This is a genomic window from Streptomyces sp. NBC_00057, assembly GCF_045041165.1.
Taxonomy (GTDB): Bacteria; Actinomycetota; Actinomycetes; order Streptomycetales; family Streptomycetaceae; genus Streptomyces.
Window position 1 is genome coordinate 806716 of the sequence record NZ_CP108256.1, and the last position, 15505, is coordinate 822220.

General features: G+C 73.2%; 13 protein-coding genes. All 13 read left to right on the forward strand.

Annotated elements, in window-relative coordinates; translation table 11 throughout:
- Positions 1 to 2: 2 nt before the first annotated feature.
- A complete protein-coding gene (locus tag OG953_RS04065) occupies positions 3 to 524 on the forward strand; it encodes a phage tail protein (protein ID WP_405682543.1) in 522 nt (173 codons plus the stop codon).
- 4 nt (positions 525 to 528) lie between these two features.
- Positions 529 to 1260, forward strand: a complete 732-nt coding sequence (locus tag OG953_RS04070; RefSeq protein ID WP_405682544.1) for a hypothetical protein — start codon at positions 529 to 531, stop codon at positions 1258 to 1260.
- Positions 1261 to 2524: 1264 nt separating this feature from the next.
- A complete protein-coding gene (locus tag OG953_RS04075) occupies positions 2525 to 3721 on the forward strand; it encodes a DUF4255 domain-containing protein (RefSeq protein WP_405682546.1) in 1197 nt (398 codons plus the stop codon).
- Positions 3718 to 3999: a hypothetical protein gene (locus OG953_RS04080; RefSeq protein WP_405682547.1), complete on the forward strand. Its 282-nt coding sequence runs from the start codon at positions 3718 to 3720 to the stop codon at positions 3997 to 3999. Before OG953_RS04075 ends, OG953_RS04080 begins: the two co-directional genes overlap by 4 nt.
- Positions 3996 to 4637, forward strand: coding sequence for a hypothetical protein (locus OG953_RS04085; protein WP_405682549.1), 642 nt, complete (start codon positions 3996 to 3998; stop codon positions 4635 to 4637). The genes OG953_RS04080 and OG953_RS04085 overlap by 4 nt, the downstream gene beginning before the upstream one ends.
- 31 nt (positions 4638 to 4668) lie before the next feature.
- Positions 4669 to 4995, forward strand: a complete 327-nt coding sequence (locus tag OG953_RS04090) for a LysM peptidoglycan-binding domain-containing protein (protein ID WP_405682550.1) — start codon at positions 4669 to 4671, stop codon at positions 4993 to 4995.
- Positions 4995 to 6113, forward strand: a complete 1119-nt coding sequence (locus OG953_RS04095; RefSeq protein ID WP_405682551.1) for a hypothetical protein — start codon at positions 4995 to 4997, stop codon at positions 6111 to 6113. The genes OG953_RS04090 and OG953_RS04095 overlap by 1 nt, the downstream gene beginning before the upstream one ends.
- Entirely contained in the window at positions 6110 to 6637 is a 528-nt protein-coding gene (locus OG953_RS04100; protein WP_405682552.1) for a phage baseplate assembly protein V, read from the forward strand. Before OG953_RS04095 ends, OG953_RS04100 begins: the two co-directional genes overlap by 4 nt.
- A 7-nt stretch (positions 6638 to 6644) precedes the next feature.
- Positions 6645 to 6998, forward strand: a complete 354-nt coding sequence (locus OG953_RS04105; RefSeq protein ID WP_405682554.1) for a hypothetical protein — start codon at positions 6645 to 6647, stop codon at positions 6996 to 6998.
- 5 nt (positions 6999 to 7003) lie between these two features.
- Positions 7004 to 7366, forward strand: a complete 363-nt coding sequence (locus OG953_RS04110; RefSeq protein ID WP_114248745.1) for a GPW/gp25 family protein — start codon at positions 7004 to 7006, stop codon at positions 7364 to 7366.
- Positions 7363 to 10155: a putative baseplate assembly protein gene (locus OG953_RS04115; protein ID WP_405682556.1), complete on the forward strand. Its 2793-nt coding sequence runs from the start codon at positions 7363 to 7365 to the stop codon at positions 10153 to 10155. Before OG953_RS04110 ends, OG953_RS04115 begins: the two co-directional genes overlap by 4 nt.
- Positions 10152 to 13349 (forward strand): putative baseplate assembly protein, encoded by a 3198-nt coding sequence (locus OG953_RS04120; protein WP_405682557.1) that lies wholly within the window; start codon positions 10152 to 10154, stop codon positions 13347 to 13349. The genes OG953_RS04115 and OG953_RS04120 overlap by 4 nt, the downstream gene beginning before the upstream one ends.
- Complete coding sequence (locus OG953_RS04125) at positions 13346 to 15490, forward strand: hypothetical protein (protein ID WP_405682558.1); 2145 nt, start codon at positions 13346 to 13348, stop codon at positions 15488 to 15490. Before OG953_RS04120 ends, OG953_RS04125 begins: the two co-directional genes overlap by 4 nt.
- Positions 15491 to 15505: the final 15 nt, after the last annotated feature.

The window sequence follows — 15505 nt, forward strand, 5'->3', positions numbered from 1 at the left end:
CGATGCCGGAAGTCACGCGCCGGGACCCCTTCAAGAACTTCCGCTTCCGGGTGAAGTTCAGCGGGGCGACCGCCTACATCGCCGGAATCAGCAGGGTCAGCGGACTCAAGCGCACGACCGAGGTCATCCGGCACCGCGACGGCGGAGACCCCGGCACCAGCCGCAAACTCCCAGGCCGCACCGAGTACGAGGCCATTACCCTGGAACGCGGATGCACCGTCGACACGGCCTTCGAGGAATGGGCCAACAGGGTCTGGAGCCTGAAGAACTCGGCGGGCGGGCTCGAGACCTCCCTGAAGGACTTCCGGCGGGACCTCATCATCGACGTCTTCGACGAGGGCAACCAGCAGGTGCTGTCCTACTCCGTCCACGACTGCTGGGTCTCGGAGTACCAGGGCCTTCCCGAACTCGACGCCGGATCGAATGCCGTCGCCTTCGAGCACATCAAGCTGGAGCACCACGGCTGGGTGCGGGAACACACCAACCCGCCGCAGGAGCCGCAGTTCACCGACACCGCCGGGTGACGGCATGCCGCATCGACTGACGGAGGCGAACGTCCTCGAGGTGTGGGAGGACGGCCTCGGCAGCACACCGGCGGCCCGCTCCCTCCTGCTTGCCTCGGTGGCGGCCCCAGCCGGTCAGAACGTCGCGGACCTACCCCTCAGCGCCGTCAACTCCCTTCTGCTGGAAATGCGTTGCGGCGCCTTCGGCGACGCGTTGCCCTGCACGGCCGACTGCCCGGCGTGCGGCGACAACCTCGACGTCACCGTGGCCGCCGGGGAGTTGCGCCCTTGTGCGGCGGGCGGCAGCACCGGTGAAGGCGGTGCCGTGCCTGCTACGGGGACGCTGACGGCATACGGCATGACAGTCACGTACCGCGCCCTGACCGGCCGGGATGTCCGGGACGTCGATCCCGCCGCGCCCCGGGCACGCCAGGCCCTGCTGCGCCGGTGCGTCGTGGACGTCAGCCCGCCGGCCGACGACCTGCCCGACGAGGTCCTCGAGCAGGTGGCCCGGCGGCTCCCGGACCTCGACCCGGGAGCCGACACCGTGCTCACCCTGAACTGCCCGCAGTGCAGGCACTGTTGGGAGGCAGCCCTCGACATCGCCGACCACCTGTGGACCGACGTGTCCGGCTACGCACACAGGCTCCTGCATGAGGTCCACGCCCTGGCACGGGCCTACGGCTGGTCGGAGGCCGATGTGCTGTCGATCAGCCCGACACGTCGACACTTCTATCTGGAGGCGAGCACCGGATGAGCGACTTCGTGGAGCGGCTGCTCGGGGGACCTGGGCCGCGGCTTCGGCCGCTGGCGCCGAACGTGTTCGACCCGGGTGTGACGCGCTTGCCGGGTGGTCGCAGTCCGGCCTACGCGCCCGCTGTTCAGGAGGAGGCGCTCACGCCTCCGCCCGGTCCGGGAGCGCCGACGTCGGGGAACCCGGCACCGACGGGGTTCACGGAGTTCCCGCACGGCCCCTCCCCCATCGAGGGGGAGGACGTACAACCGGTCTCGACGGCACCGCTCGGTCCGGCACGTCCGGCCGAGCACCACACCGGCCTCCGCGCTTCGCCCAACCGGGCGAAAGACGACGGCGTTGCCGGTTGGTCCGCGCCCGTTCCCGCCTCTCCGGCCGAGTCGCTCGGTGAGCCGATCGCGCCGACCTTGCCGACCGTGCCAACGGGGCCGAAGTCGGAGGCCGCGCTTCATGCGGACGCCCAGGAGGTCGACCGTCGCGCGCAGGCCGCTGGTGTACCGCCGGTTGAGCCGTGTAGTCGTACGGTTCAAGGGGTCGGGGTATCCGATGAGTCGGCCGTGTCCCCGCTCGCGCGGGAGCCGCAGCGGTCCGGTGCAGGTGCCGTGGTCGGTGACGGTCCTGCGCCGGTCGGCCCGGCACCCTCGGCTGAGAACCGTACGCGGGCGGCCGAACGGTACCCTGCGAATTCCCCGTCGTTCCCGGTTCATCGGCCACAAGCCTCCGGTGAACCCGCACCGTGCACGCCACTGCCCGGGCGGCATCCGCAGGCACGGTCAGGTGCGGGCGTCCCCGCGGTCAGTGACGGTCCGGCGCCGGGCGAACCGGCCCCGGCGGTCGAAGCGTTGTCCGTCCCGTTCGCACCAGCGCCGACCGGGCCCGCCTCGTCGTCGGGCCTCGCCGAACCGTCACCGTCCCCTCTCCAGCCCGCGTCCGGATCGGTCGCCGTCCCGGACGCGGCGCAGGCGAACTTCCTTTCGAGTTCCCCCTCGAACCCTCCACTCGACCCGGCGCTGCCTGTCCGTACCACAAGGCCGGCTGCCGGCCGGCCCGTCCTCGCCTCCCGGCCGGCCCCGGCCCGCCCCACCGCACCACCGGCGTGGCCGGCACCAGAGGTGTCGACCGCAACGGAGCCCCCCGCGGAAACCGTCGTACGCGTCACCATCGATCGTCTGGTCGTCCACACCACGGCTTCCCGGCCCGCCGACGACGCCCCGGCTCCTCAGCGGCGGTCGCGGCTGAGTCTCGAGGAGTACCTCGGGAGACGGTCGTGAGTGATGCCCTGGCCCTTGCCGCGGTGACGGAGACACTGCGGGCCGTGCTGCAGGAAGCCATCCAGCGGGCGGTGCCCGGTGCGGTGGTGACGGTGCGGCACCCCGGTGGCGCAGCCGCTGCCGATGAGGAAGGCACGGCGCCCACGCTCAACGTCTTCCTGTACCGCACCACCGTCGACGCCGCTCGGCGCAACACCGACCCCCCGGGGACGCACCCCGGTGAGACCCGCTACCCGGCGCTTCCGCTCGTCCTGCACTACCTGTTCACCGGGTACGCGCCACCCGCTGAGGACTCCACCGTCCCCGAGCGGCTGCTCGGCGCGGCGATGTCGGCCCTGCACGACCGGCCGGAACTGCGCGCCGACGCCCTCAGGGCTGCCGCGGACTTCAGTGATCTGCATCTGCAGCAGGAGCCGGTGAGGGTCACCCCGGCGGTGATGACGGCCGAAGAGATGTACTGCCTGTGGGCGGCCCTGGGTCACGGCTACCGGTTGTCGGTGCCCTACGAGGCGCGGGTCGTGCTCATCGACAGCTCGGTGCCCGGCCGGGCGCCCCTGCCCGTCCTGCGGCGCGGCGAAGCCGGGCTCGGGCCCGAGGCCACGGCGACGACGGCCGAACCGTGGCCGGTCCTGCATGCCGTTCTGCCACCCGTCGCCGTGCCGGGCGCCGACATCGTGCTCAGCGGCAGCGGCCTGCGGGCGGGAGCGCCGAGCGTACGCCTGACCCACCCGTTGCTCGGGAGGCCGGTCGTGCTGCCGGCCCGTGCCAACGGGGACGCCACGGTGCGGGCCACCCTGGGCGAGGACCACGGCGCGGGCCGCTGGTCCGTGGTCGTCGTCCTCACCGCTGTCGACGGCAGCGAACGGACCACTGGGCCCCGGGCCCTCCATGTCGCTCCGCGCATCACCAGCGCGCTGCCGTTGACCGCCGCACGGAAGGGGAACGGGGCTGTGCTGCTGTCGGTGGACTGCGTCCCCGCCGTTCACCCCGGTCAGCAGGCCGAACTGGTCGTGGGGGATCTGCCCGTGCCCGCCGAGCCCTTCGCGCGGGCGACCCGCACCCTGCGGTTCCGGCTGGCAGCGGGCACGCCGGGCCGGTATCCGCTGCGGCTGCGCGTCGACGGAGTGGACAGCCCGTTGGCCGACGTGGGCGCCGAGCGGTTCGACGCCGGGGCGGCGGTGGTGATCACATGACGACCACCCGTGTCGAACTGCGCATCCGCCGGCTGGTGCTGGACTCGACCACCAGGCCGTCGCGGGCCGCGCTGTGCGCGGCCATCGAGGCGGAACTCGCCGTACTGCTCGGCCTCTCGCCCGCCGACGGCAGCCGTGACCGGGCCGGCCGTCCGGCCGTACCGGCGGACTCCGGCGCCGCGGCACTCGGCCGGCACATCGCCCGTGCCGTCCACCGGGCGCTGGGTACCGGGGAGACGGCAGGGCCACGACCGAAGGCAGGTGACCGCACATCATGACCAGACCTGCGCCGCGGCGGGGCGGCTTCGTCTTCCTCGACCCCGAGCAGGGACGTGCCCTGCGGGTCGTGCCATTCCAGTACAACCCCGACAGCATCGCCCGTACGCTCCAGCCGCGGGGCATCGGGGCCGACGCCGGCGACCGGCTGGAGGCGCTGCGGTTGCAGGGGCCGCCCCGGGAGACGTTCCGGATCGACGCGGAGTTCGACGCCACGGACCAGGTGGCCTCGGCGGCCGGCCCGGCACCACCCGCCGGATCCGGGCTGTTCGGGATGCTGTCCGCGCTGGAGACGGCCGTCAGTCCCACCGGTGCGCAACTGACCCAGCAGAACGACCTGTCCGCCAGGGGCATCCTGGAAATCGCTCCCGCGCAGGCCGCGCTGCCCGTGCTGGTACTCGGGCCGCACCGGGTCCTGCCCGTGCGGATGCTGGACCTCGACGTGACGGAGGAGGCGTACGACGGGGAGCTGAATCCGATCAGGGCGCAGGTGAGGCTGACGGTGCGGATCCTCACCGTCGACGACGTCGGTTTCAGCCACAAGGCCGGCGGCCTCTACCTGCAGTACCTGCAGGGCAGGGAACGCTTCGCGTCACTCGTCGGATACGGCCCCGAAGCTATCGGCTACGCAGGCGGTTGAACCGTGTACCACCAGGCCGGAGGAGTCAGCCATGTTCGAGCCCAGCAGCAGGTACCACGCAGTCCCCACGACGATGTACACCCTCGCGGACGGCAGGACCGTCAGCCATCTGCGACGCCGCTTCCTGCCGCGGCCCGAGGAACTGATGGCCGTCGGCGAGCACGTCGTCGCCGCCGGGGACCGGCTCGACCGGATCGCGGCCCGGCGGTACGGCGATCCCGAACAGTCGTGGCGGATCGCCGATGCCAACCGGGCCATGCGCCCGGACGACTTGACCGCCGCGCCCGGCCGACGGCTGCGCATCACCCTGCCCGCCGAGGCGTCGGCGGCGGTCGTCGCGGGCGAACCGGCGCGGTGATGACCCACAGCCTGCACCTCATGCTGCTCGTCGGGGACGTCGTGCCCGCTCCGGCCCCGGCGGTGCTGGTCGACGCCCTGCACAGCGTGCGGATCACCACCGCCAGCGGTATCACCAGCGGCTTCCAGCTGACCTTCGCCGTCAGCGCCCGCTCGCAGCTGGCCGGAGCCGTCATGCCGGACGGGGCGCTCTACGCGAAGAAGCGGGTCGTGGTCGCCGTGGTCCTGGCGGGCCGGTGTCACGTACTCATGGACGGAGTAATCACGCAGCAGGAGATGCACGCGGGCCGGGCTCCCGGCTCGTCGTTCCTCGTCGTCACCGGCGAGGACCTCTCCCTGCTCATGGACCTGCGCCACGTCCGGCGCGCGTACCCGGGGCTGCCCCCGCACCTGCGGGCGAGCACGGTCTGCGCCGCGTACGCGCAGTACGGCATCACACCGCGAGCCGTGGCCCCGGTCCACACCGACCAACCGAATCCGGTGATCGACATTCCGGTCCAGTCGGCGACCGATCTCGCCTACCTGCGCTCGATGGCCGCGGACGTCGGGCACGTCTTTCACATCGAACCCGGCCCCGCCCCAGGGGTCAGCACCGCCTACTGGGGGCCACAGAACCGCGCCGGAGCCCTGCAGCCGGCCCTCACCACGGGCTGCGGCGCGGCCGACAACGTCGACGAACTGATCTTCTCCTTCGACGGGTTGGCCGCGGCCGATTACAGCACCCTGCGGCTCGAACCCCCGTCGACGACCGCCTCCGAGGTCACCGCGCCCGAGACACGCCTGCTGCGCGAAAGCCTGGCGGCAAGCCCCGCCCGGGCCCTGCGCGCCGACCCGCTCAGCGGGCAGACCGGCCGCTCCCTGACCCGGACCCTGCTGGCCGGACTCGGTCGCGAGGTCGCCGCCGACCCGCTCACGGGCCGTGGCACCGTCGACGTGCTGCGCTATGGCCATGTCCTCAGCGTCCACGGCCTGGTGGGCGTGCGGGGGGCGGGACGGGCGTACGACGGGCGCTTCTTCGTGGCCGGTGTGACCCACGCGCTCACCCGGAACACCTACAAGCAGCACTTCACGCTGGTCCGCGACGGGCTCGGCGCCGACACCCAGGCGGTGACCGCATGACAACAGAACAGGCGAGACAGTGGCACGGCATGTACGAGGGTGTCGTCGTCTCCGCCGAGGACCTGACCCGCGTCGGCAAGCTCAAGGTGCGCGTCCCCGAGGTCCTGGGCGACGCCCACGTGTGGGTCGCGTCGCCCACCCCGCTGGCCGGCTCGGACTGCGGCATGTACATGGTGCCGCCGCCGGACTCCGGCGTATGGGTGCAGTTCCTCGACGGGGACCCCGAGCGGGCGGTGTGCGTCGGATTCCGGCGGGGCGGACCGCAGGACGTACCGTCGGCCGCCAAGTCCGCACGGCCGGGCGTCCCGCAGATCGTCCTGGCCACGCCTTCCGGAAACGCCCTGGTCATCAGCGACGTGCCGGGCCCCAACGGCGGGATCAAGCTACAACTGCACGGCGAGGAAGGCCCGTTCATCAAGATCGACGAGACGTCGATCGAGATCTCCTGCGGGTCTGAACTCGCCACCATCCGACTCTCCGGACCCGAGGTCCGCGTCAACCGCGATGCGCTGACAGTGCTGTGAGGAACCCATGCCCGGACTGCTGCTTCACTACGGCGCCCTGATGATGTGCGCCCACCCGCCCGGCCTCGTGACCATCCCCGCGCCGGTCCAGCAGCGTGTCCGGGTCGGGGCCGACCCGGTCGCCACCAGCGCCGATGTTTTCCTCGTGGCCGGCTGTGGCTTCCCGGCCACCGTGCCGGGGGCGCCGCCCTGCACAAGCGTCACCTGGCTGCACACCTCCACCCGGGTGCTCGTAGGAGGCCTGCCCGTCCTCCTCCAGCCGACCCCGCCCGTCAGCCTCGCCCCGGCGATCGGCGTGGGTACGCCGCCGCCCAACCCCCCGATGGTGCAGGCTGTGCAGCCAAGAGTCCGGGGAATGTGACCGCGATGGACATCGGCTTCCCCTACCGTGTCGACGCCCGCGGCTGCACGGCGTCGGTCGACCACGTCAGCCATGTCCGGGACATGGTCGAACTGGTTCTCTTCACCAGCCCGGGAGAACGGGTCAACCGGCCCGACTTCGGGTGCAACCTCCTCGACATGGTCTTCGCCGGAAACAGCCCCGAACTCGCCGCGACCCTGGAGATGACCGCCCAGGCTGCCCTGCAACGCTGGCTCGGCGACCTGCTCACGGTGGAGTCCCTCACTGTGACGGCGGAAGAGGCGACGCTGCGGGTGCATGTCGCCTACCTCCTCACGGCCACCGGGGAGAACCACGCCGTCACGGTGAGCGGGGGTGTCCCTTCATGACCGTGCTGGACGGCCCTGACGAGGGCCTGCGTGAGAGAAGACCGGCCGGTATCGAGGACGTGCGGGCGCACGCGGACCGGCGGACACTGACCGTGACGTTCTTCGGCGTGCTCCCGCCGTGCGTGGACCGCCACAGTTTCGTGATCGAGGGCGGACGGCGGATCGTCGGCATCCGCGTCCTGCGGGTCACCCGCGACACTGTCGGGGAAACGGACGGCGGCACGGCGACCCGGCTCCGGCTGACCCTGGACCGGCCGGGCGACGACTCCGCCTACCGGCTGCGGGTGCTGGGGCGGGGCTTCCACGGCGGCCACGACCAGGCCCACTTCACCTTCCATCCCACCCTCCGCCACCCTCCGCACGACGCGACCGCCACCGCACCGGCCCCCGCGAGCGGGCCGCCCGCCCGTACCGCACCGGCGATCGACTACCTGGCCAAGGACTACGCCAGCTTCCGCCGCCTGCTGCTGGAGCGGCTGGCACTCACCCTGCCGCAGTGGACCGAGCGGCACGCGCCCGACCTCTGGGTCACCCTGGTGGAGCTCCTGGCCCACATCGGGGACCGGCTCAGCTATCAGCAGGACGCCGTGGCCACCGAGGCGTACCTGGACACCGCACGGCTGCGTACCTCGGTGCGACGCCACGCACGCCTCGTCGGATACACGATGCACGACGGCTGTGCGGCCCGCACCGTCGTCTGCGTGGAGACCGACGCGAAACGGACCGTGCGGACCGGCGACCTGGCGTTCACGGCTCTGCCGGGAGACGAACTCCCGCAGGCGAGCGGCCCGGTGATGTCACGTGAGGCCCTCACCGCGGGCCCGCATCCCGTCTACCAGCCGCTGGATCAAGGCAGGATGTGGCTGCGTCCCGAGCACAACAGCGTACCTCTGTGGGCCTGGGGGCAGGACACGTTCTGGCTGCCCGCCGGCACCACCCGGGCCGCCCTCCTCGACGGGGACGGCGAACATCGCGCACTGCACTTCGCGCCCGGCGACCTGCTCGTCCTGGAGGAGATGGCGGGCCCCGTCGACAGCGCGCCCGACCCCGGCCACCGGCAGGCCGTCCGGCTCACCCGCGCAACTCGGGACTTCGACGCACATACCGGTACTCCGGTCCTGAAGATCGCCTGGGCCGACGAGGACTCCCTCGCCTTCCCGCTGTGCGTGCGCAACCCACGCGGACCCGACGGGCGGCCGAGCGCGACCGTCGTGGCCCGCGGCAACGCCCTCCTCGTCGAGCACGGCCTGGAGAACACCTGGCTGCCCGGTGGTGACGCCGACGAGATCATCGAGGTGCCGGGGGCGACGACCGGGGCGCACACCGCCACGCCCGCCCGGCCCTTCACGGCGACACTGCGCGGCACCCCCGTCACCTGGTCCCCGCCGCACCCCCGCCCGGCCGACCTGGGCGCGGCACAGGCACGGCAGCTCATGGACCTCGGGACCCGGGCACGCGACCGCCTGCGCGATCTCCACCAAGGGGTGACCGCGCAGAGTCGGCACGAACGCGACTTCCTCGCAGAGCTGTTCGGGGCGTCCCTCCTCGACGACCTCTCCGCCGATCTCCAGGACACCGTCGCTCGACTCCTCGCCCGCTTCGACGAGTTCCTCGAAGCCCGACTGCGCCGCCTCGAGACGCTCGCACGGCGTGCCCGGTCCGGATACGTGCTCGACCCTGCGGACACAGGCTGGGAACTCAGGCACACATGGGGCGACGAAGCCGCGCACGAGCTGGGCAGCGACAATCCCGCCCTGCACGGCCCGGCGAGCAGCGCCCTGCGCCCCGACCCTCGCGAGGCGCTGCCCGCGCTGCACCTGGTGGAGGCGGCGGGCGCCGGCGTGCGATGGATCCCTCGCCGGGACCTCCTGGAAAGCGGCCCCCGCGACCGCCATCTGGTGGGCGAGACCGACGACGAGGGCGTGCTCACCCTCCGCTTCGGCGACGACCGGTGCGGACAGGCGCCGCAGCCGGGAACCAGGCTGCACGCCGTCTACCGCGTGGGCAACGGCCGCTCGGGCAACGCGGGCAGCGAGGCCGTCAACCGGATCGCCCACCGCGACGAAGATCTGGTCGGCATCACGCGGGTGCGCAACCCGGTGCCGGCGACCGGCGGCACCGATCCCGAGCCGGTGGCCGAGGTGCGGCTGGCCGCCCCCCATGCCCCCTTCCGCACGCTCCTGCGCGCCGTTACCGCCGAGGACTATGCCACCCTCGCCGGGAACCACCCCGGCGTGCAGCGCGCCGCCGCCTCCCTGCGCTGGACCGGCAGCTGGTACGAGGCCGACGTGGCCCTCGACCCGGCCGGCACCTCCGTGCCGTCGCCGCGGCTGCTGCAGGAAGTGCGCTCCGCGATGCACCGCTACCGGCGCATCGGCCACGATGTCGTCACTCACCCCGCCCTGCTGGTGCCGCTCGACGTGGCCCTGAACGTGCTCGTCGACCCGCACTACGTCACCGCCCATGTGCGTGAGGCCCTGATGCGCCGCTTCCTGCCCGCACGCCGGCCCGGCGGCAAGGCGGGGTTCTTCGACCCGGCGGCACTGACCTTCGGCACCCCGGTGCGGGCCAGTGCTCTGGTGGCCCTGTGCATGGGGGTTCCCGAAGTGCGGCACGCCGAGGTCACCCGGCTGCGCAGGTGGCCCGCCTCCGGCCCGGGGGTCGAGGGCCCGGACGTGCCGCCCTCCGGGGAGTTGAGAATGCGCCCGCTGGAGATCCCGCGGCTCGACGGCGACGTCACCCACCCCGAGAACGGATGGCTGACCCTGCGTCTGCGAGGAGGACGATGACCGACTTCTTCTCCGGCCCGCAGGGGCCGGCACCCGTGTGGAACCGGCCCGGTCTGCCCGCGCTGTCCTACCGCGTGGGCAGCCACCGGCAGTTCCTCGACGCGATGCTGGCCCGGCTGCCCGCGGCCGGCGACAAGTCGCCCCCGGCACGGCTGACCACACGGGAGCCGGACGACCCGTCGATCGCCCTGCTCGACGCCTGGGCCGTCATCGCCGACGTGCTGACCTTCTATCAGGAGCGCACTGCCAACGAGGGATTCCTGCGCACCGCGACCGAGCACGAGTCTCTGGTCCGGCTCGGGCGGCTGGTCGGCCACCGGCCGCGCCCCGCGCTCGCGGCCGCCACCCACCTCGCCTACACCCTGGACGCCGGGACCTCCTGCCTCGTACCGGCCGGCTCGCAGGTCAGGAGCGAGCCCGAACCGGGCGCTGTGCCCCTCGTCTTCGAGACCGCCAAGGATCTCGCCGCCAGGGCGGAATGGAACCGGCTGCCCGTGCGCACCACCCGCCCGACCGCCCTCACGGCCGACGCCGCGACCCGCATCCCCGCCGTCGACGTCGACGGGGTCCAGCACACGCTGCGCCCCGGTGACCGTCTGCTGTTCACCTATCCCGACGCCCGCCTGAACCTCACGCGCGTGGTGGAGGGCGTGGAGCGCGACCCCGCACGAGGGCGGACCACCGTGCGGCTGAGAGTGCCGGACCCTCCCCGGCAGCTGGTCAACGCGGTAGACGCGCTGCGGGAGGACATGGAGGAAGCCGCCCACCGAGCGCCGTCCGGGGGCCCGTTCGAGGACCTGCTGGCGCTGCTGCGGGAGGTACAGCAGCGCGCCGCGGACCTGCGCGACCCGGACACGTTCGCGGCCCGGCTCGACCGCAGACTGCGCCAACTGCGCGAGCGCCTCTCCGACATCGGCGGGGGCGTGGACGCCGATGCGCTGGCCGAGCGGGCCGCCGTACGGCTCGCGACCGTCCAGGATGCGGTCCGGCGCCTTGGCGAGGAGCCCGAACGGGCGGCGTCGGCCGGTGGGCCCGCGCTGCTGCGGGACCTCACAAGCCCCGGCGGCCGGGTCCTGCACGCGGTCGATCCGCTGGTGCACGCGCTCGGCCAGGGCGAACAGCCGGCACGGTCACCGCTCTCGGTCACCGACGCCCTGGGCGCCGGATCCGATGCCCTGCCCCGCCTGCTGGCGGGAAACCGGCCCGGCCTCACCGCGTCACTCTATGCGGCGCTGTCCGCCGTCTGCCCCCCGGCCACCGCGCCGGGCCTGGGGCATTTCCGCGTCACCGCCACCCCACTGGGCTCCTCCATCCCCGACGACACCCGTGTGAAACGGCTGCTGCGTGCGGCGGCACCGTCCCGGGCGGAGGGAGGCGGCCCGCTCGCGAGCGACGTTCTGCTGCTGGACGCGGTGCACGAGGAGATCCAGCCCGGCAGCTGGATCGCGGTGCGGGTGGCGGGCCGCGCGCGAACCCGCGTCGTCCGGGTCACCGAGGCCGGGCAGTTGTCCGTCGCCAACGACCAGGATGCCGTGCGCGTGACGCGGCTGAACCTCGCCGGGCCGTGGACCGAGGACTGCGAGGACATGGCCGTCCGGCGGGCCACCACCGTGTGGGCAGCGGGCGCGCCGCTCGTTCTCGCCGCTTCGCCGGACCCCACAGAGGTGGCGGGCGACACGATCCCCCTGGACGGAACGTTCGAGGGACTGGCTCCCGGACGGCTGCTCGTCGTCTCGGGGGAGCGCACGGACGTCGTGCCCTGGGACGGGGTGGACACCGGTCGCGGCCCGGGTGTCCAGGGCTGCGAACTCGTCGTCCTCGCGGGCGTACGCCATGCCTTCGACGGGACGTCCTTCGACGACCGGGTGCGTACGACGCTGCTGCTGACCTGCCCGCTCACGCACCGCTACCGGCGGGACACGGTCGTCGTCCACGGCAACGTCGTCCCGGCGACCGCGGGCGAGACCGTGCCCGAGGTCCTCGGCAGCGGTGACGCCTCCCGTGCGGGCCAAGTGCTGCCCTTGCGGCAGGCTCCGCTCGTCTGGCTGCCGTCCGCGACCACCGACGGCGGTGAGGAGGCACTCACCGTCCGCGTCGACGGCGTGGCGTGGCGGCGGACCGCCGACCTGGGCCGGGCGGGCCCGGCCGCCCAGGTGTTCCGGCTGCGCGCGGGCGCCGGCACAAGGGCGGCGGTGGAGTTCGGCGACGGTCGGCACGGCGCCCGCCTGCCCTCCGGCACGGAGAACGTCACCGCCCGCTACCGCATCGGCGGCGGACGCGCCGGCAACGTCGCGGCCGGGCGGATCAGCCAGGTCGTGAGCAGGCCGCTCGGCGTCAGCGGTGTCACCAACCCGCTGGCCGCGAGTGGCGGAGCCGACGCCGACGGCCCGGCGGAGATGCGCCAGGCGATCCCCCTGCGGCTGGCCGCCTTCGACCGGCTCGTGTCGGTGCGCGACTACCAGTCCTTCGCCCGCGCCTTCGCGGGCGTCGGCAAGGCCGTGGCAAGCCGCTGCCTGGACGGGAACCGCCCGGTCCTGCACGTCACCGTCGCTGCCGCCGACGACGCTCCGCTGGACCCCTCCTCACCCCTCCTGGCCGCGCTGGGCACGGCACTGCGCCAGTACGGCGACCCCACCATGCCCGTGCGGGTCGAACCCTGCGACCGCGTACGGCTGGTGCTCGTGCTCGGAGTCCGAACGGTCCCCGGTCAGCTTCCGGAGAAGGTGGAACGGCGGGTGCGCGAGGCGCTGGCCGACCGCCTGGGCTTCTCGGGTGCGTACCTGGGCCAGCCCGTGTACCGGAGCGCCGTCGTCGCCGCCGCGCACGCGGTTCCCGGCGTCGACTTCGTTCATGTGGACGCCTTCGGGGGCGTATCCGAGAGCGCCGACGCAGACGACGTCGTACGGTTCGCCGAACATCCCTCCGTGGTCTCCTGCGTCCCCGCGCTGCCCGCCGGCCTGCGCACGGTGCGGGCCCCCTCGCTCTCCGACGGCACAGCGGGGACCCGGCCACCGGAGCCGGCCACCGCCGTCGATGCCTCGCAGGCCCCGACGGTCCTGCTCGACCGCGGGGCCGCCGAGGGCCCGAGGGAGCGGGCCGCCGCGGCCGCGCCGCGCCTGGTCCTGCGCCCCGCCCAGCTGGTCCTGTTGGACCCGGCCGTGCCCGGGACCCTGATCCTGCGGAGGATTCCATGACCCCCGACGAGCTGTACTCGCTGCTGCCCGCCGTACACCGCAGACGCGACGCGGAACAGGGCGGCCCGCTGCGCGCGCTGCTCACGATCGTCGCCGAGCAGGCCGCCGTCGTAGAGGAGGACATCGAGCGGCTCTATGACAACTGGTTCATCGAAACCTGCGACGACTGGGTGGTTCCCTACATCGGCGACCTCGTCGGGTACGAGATCCTGCCCGGGTTCGCCGCCGCCCTGTCCGACGACACCTCCCGGGCCGTCGGGCTGCCCGCCGCCGCCGTTCCCCGGCGGGACGTCGCCGACACCGTCGTCAACCGGCGCCGCAAGGGCACCCTCGCGCTGCTGGAGGACCTCGCGTCGAACGTGGCCGGGTGGCCCGCCCGGGTCGTCGAGTACCGCCGTCTGCTCTGCGTCACCCAGCCCGTACGCCGCTACACCTCCGACGGCCACGACGCGCGCCGCAGGTCGGCGCGCGGCGGACTGGTGGACGTGCGCCGCGCCGGGACCCTGGACCGTCTGGGCGGCCCGTTCGATGAGCTGGCCCGCACCGTGGAGGTACCGCGCGCCGGCTCCACCCGCCGCCCCGGCCGGTACGGCATCCAGTCCGTCGGCCTGCACCTGTGGCGGCTGCGCACGTACTCCGTGACACGAGCCCCCGCATACTGCCTGGACCGCGACCGAGCCTGCTACACCTTCAACGTGCTCGCCATCGACACGCCCCTGTTCACCGCCCCGGTGCCCGAACCGTCGAGCTACCACGTCGCGGACGAGACGAACGTACCGGAACCCATCGGCCGCCGGGCCCTGGCGGAACGGCTCTACGACTACTACGGGCCCGGCAAGAGCCTGTGCGTGTGGACCGGCCCCGACGCCGAGGACTCCGTGGTGCCCCTGGGGCGGATCGTCGCCGCGGACCTCTCCGACTGGCGGTACCGCCCCGATGCCGGTCAGGTCGCCGTCGACCCCGTCCTCGGCCGCCTCGTGCTCCCGCCAGGCACCGCCCCCGCGCACGACGTCCGAGTGACGTACCACCACGCCTTCTCAGGCGACCTCGGCGGCGGCGAGTACCCCCGTCCCGAACCCGCGACGGCCGGCGCGGCGGAGCGTTACCGGGTGGGCCCCGGCGAGGACCACCACAGCATCGCCGACGCGCTCGGGCGCTGGCGCGAGGAGAAGCGGGGGCACCCGGGCAAGGCGGAGGCGGTCGTGGAGATCATCGCCAACGAGGTGTACGAGGATCTGACCGACATCCGCCTCGACCCGGGAGACCGCCTCACCCTGCGCGCCGCGGACGGTGTCCGCCCTGTCATCCGGCTGACCGGCCGACGCCGCGGCGACCGGCCGCGCGCCCTGACGATCACCGGTACCGCAAGCGGGTGCCGCTCCGAGGTCACGGCTCGGATCGTCCTCGACGGGCTTGTGGTGACGGGCGGCAGCGTACAGGTGCGGGGCGGCGTGGACCGTCTCGTCGTCCGGCACTGCACGTTCGTACCGGGCTGGGAACTCGAGGCCCGGGGCACGCCCCTGGCGCCCGGAGCACCCAGCCTGGACATCTCCGACAGCCCGGTCCGAACCGAGGTCCACCACAGCGTCCTCGGCGCCATCCTGGTGGTCGCGCGCCACGACGCGACGGAGCCCAATCGTGTCGAACTGTGCGACAGCGTGCTGGACGCGACGCTACGCGAGGCGTCGGCGCTCGGCGGCCCGGACGACGGCCACGCAGACGTCCTGCTCACGGCCCGGCGCACCACCGTCATCGGATCCGTACGCGCCCGGGCCGTGGAACTGCTGGAGAACTGCCTGCTGTACGGAGAGGTGAGCATCGACCGGCGCGACCAGGGCTCCGTGCGGTTCTGCTGGCTGCCTCAGGAGTCCCCCACGCCACCCCGGTTCCACTGCGAACCCGACCACTCCGGTGACCGGGCGCGGGTGGTGCCGCACTTCGCATCCACCCGGTACGGCTCCCCCGACTACGTCCGGCTGGCCGACCGCTGCGCCGAGGAGATCCGCCGCGGCGGCGACAACGGCTCGGAACCCGGCGCGCTGCACCACCTCTTCCAGCCGCAGCGGGAGGACAACCTCCGCACCCGGCTGACCGAGTACACACCTGCCGGATGTGACACGGGACTCTTCTTCGTCACCTGAGCCCCCGCGCAAGAC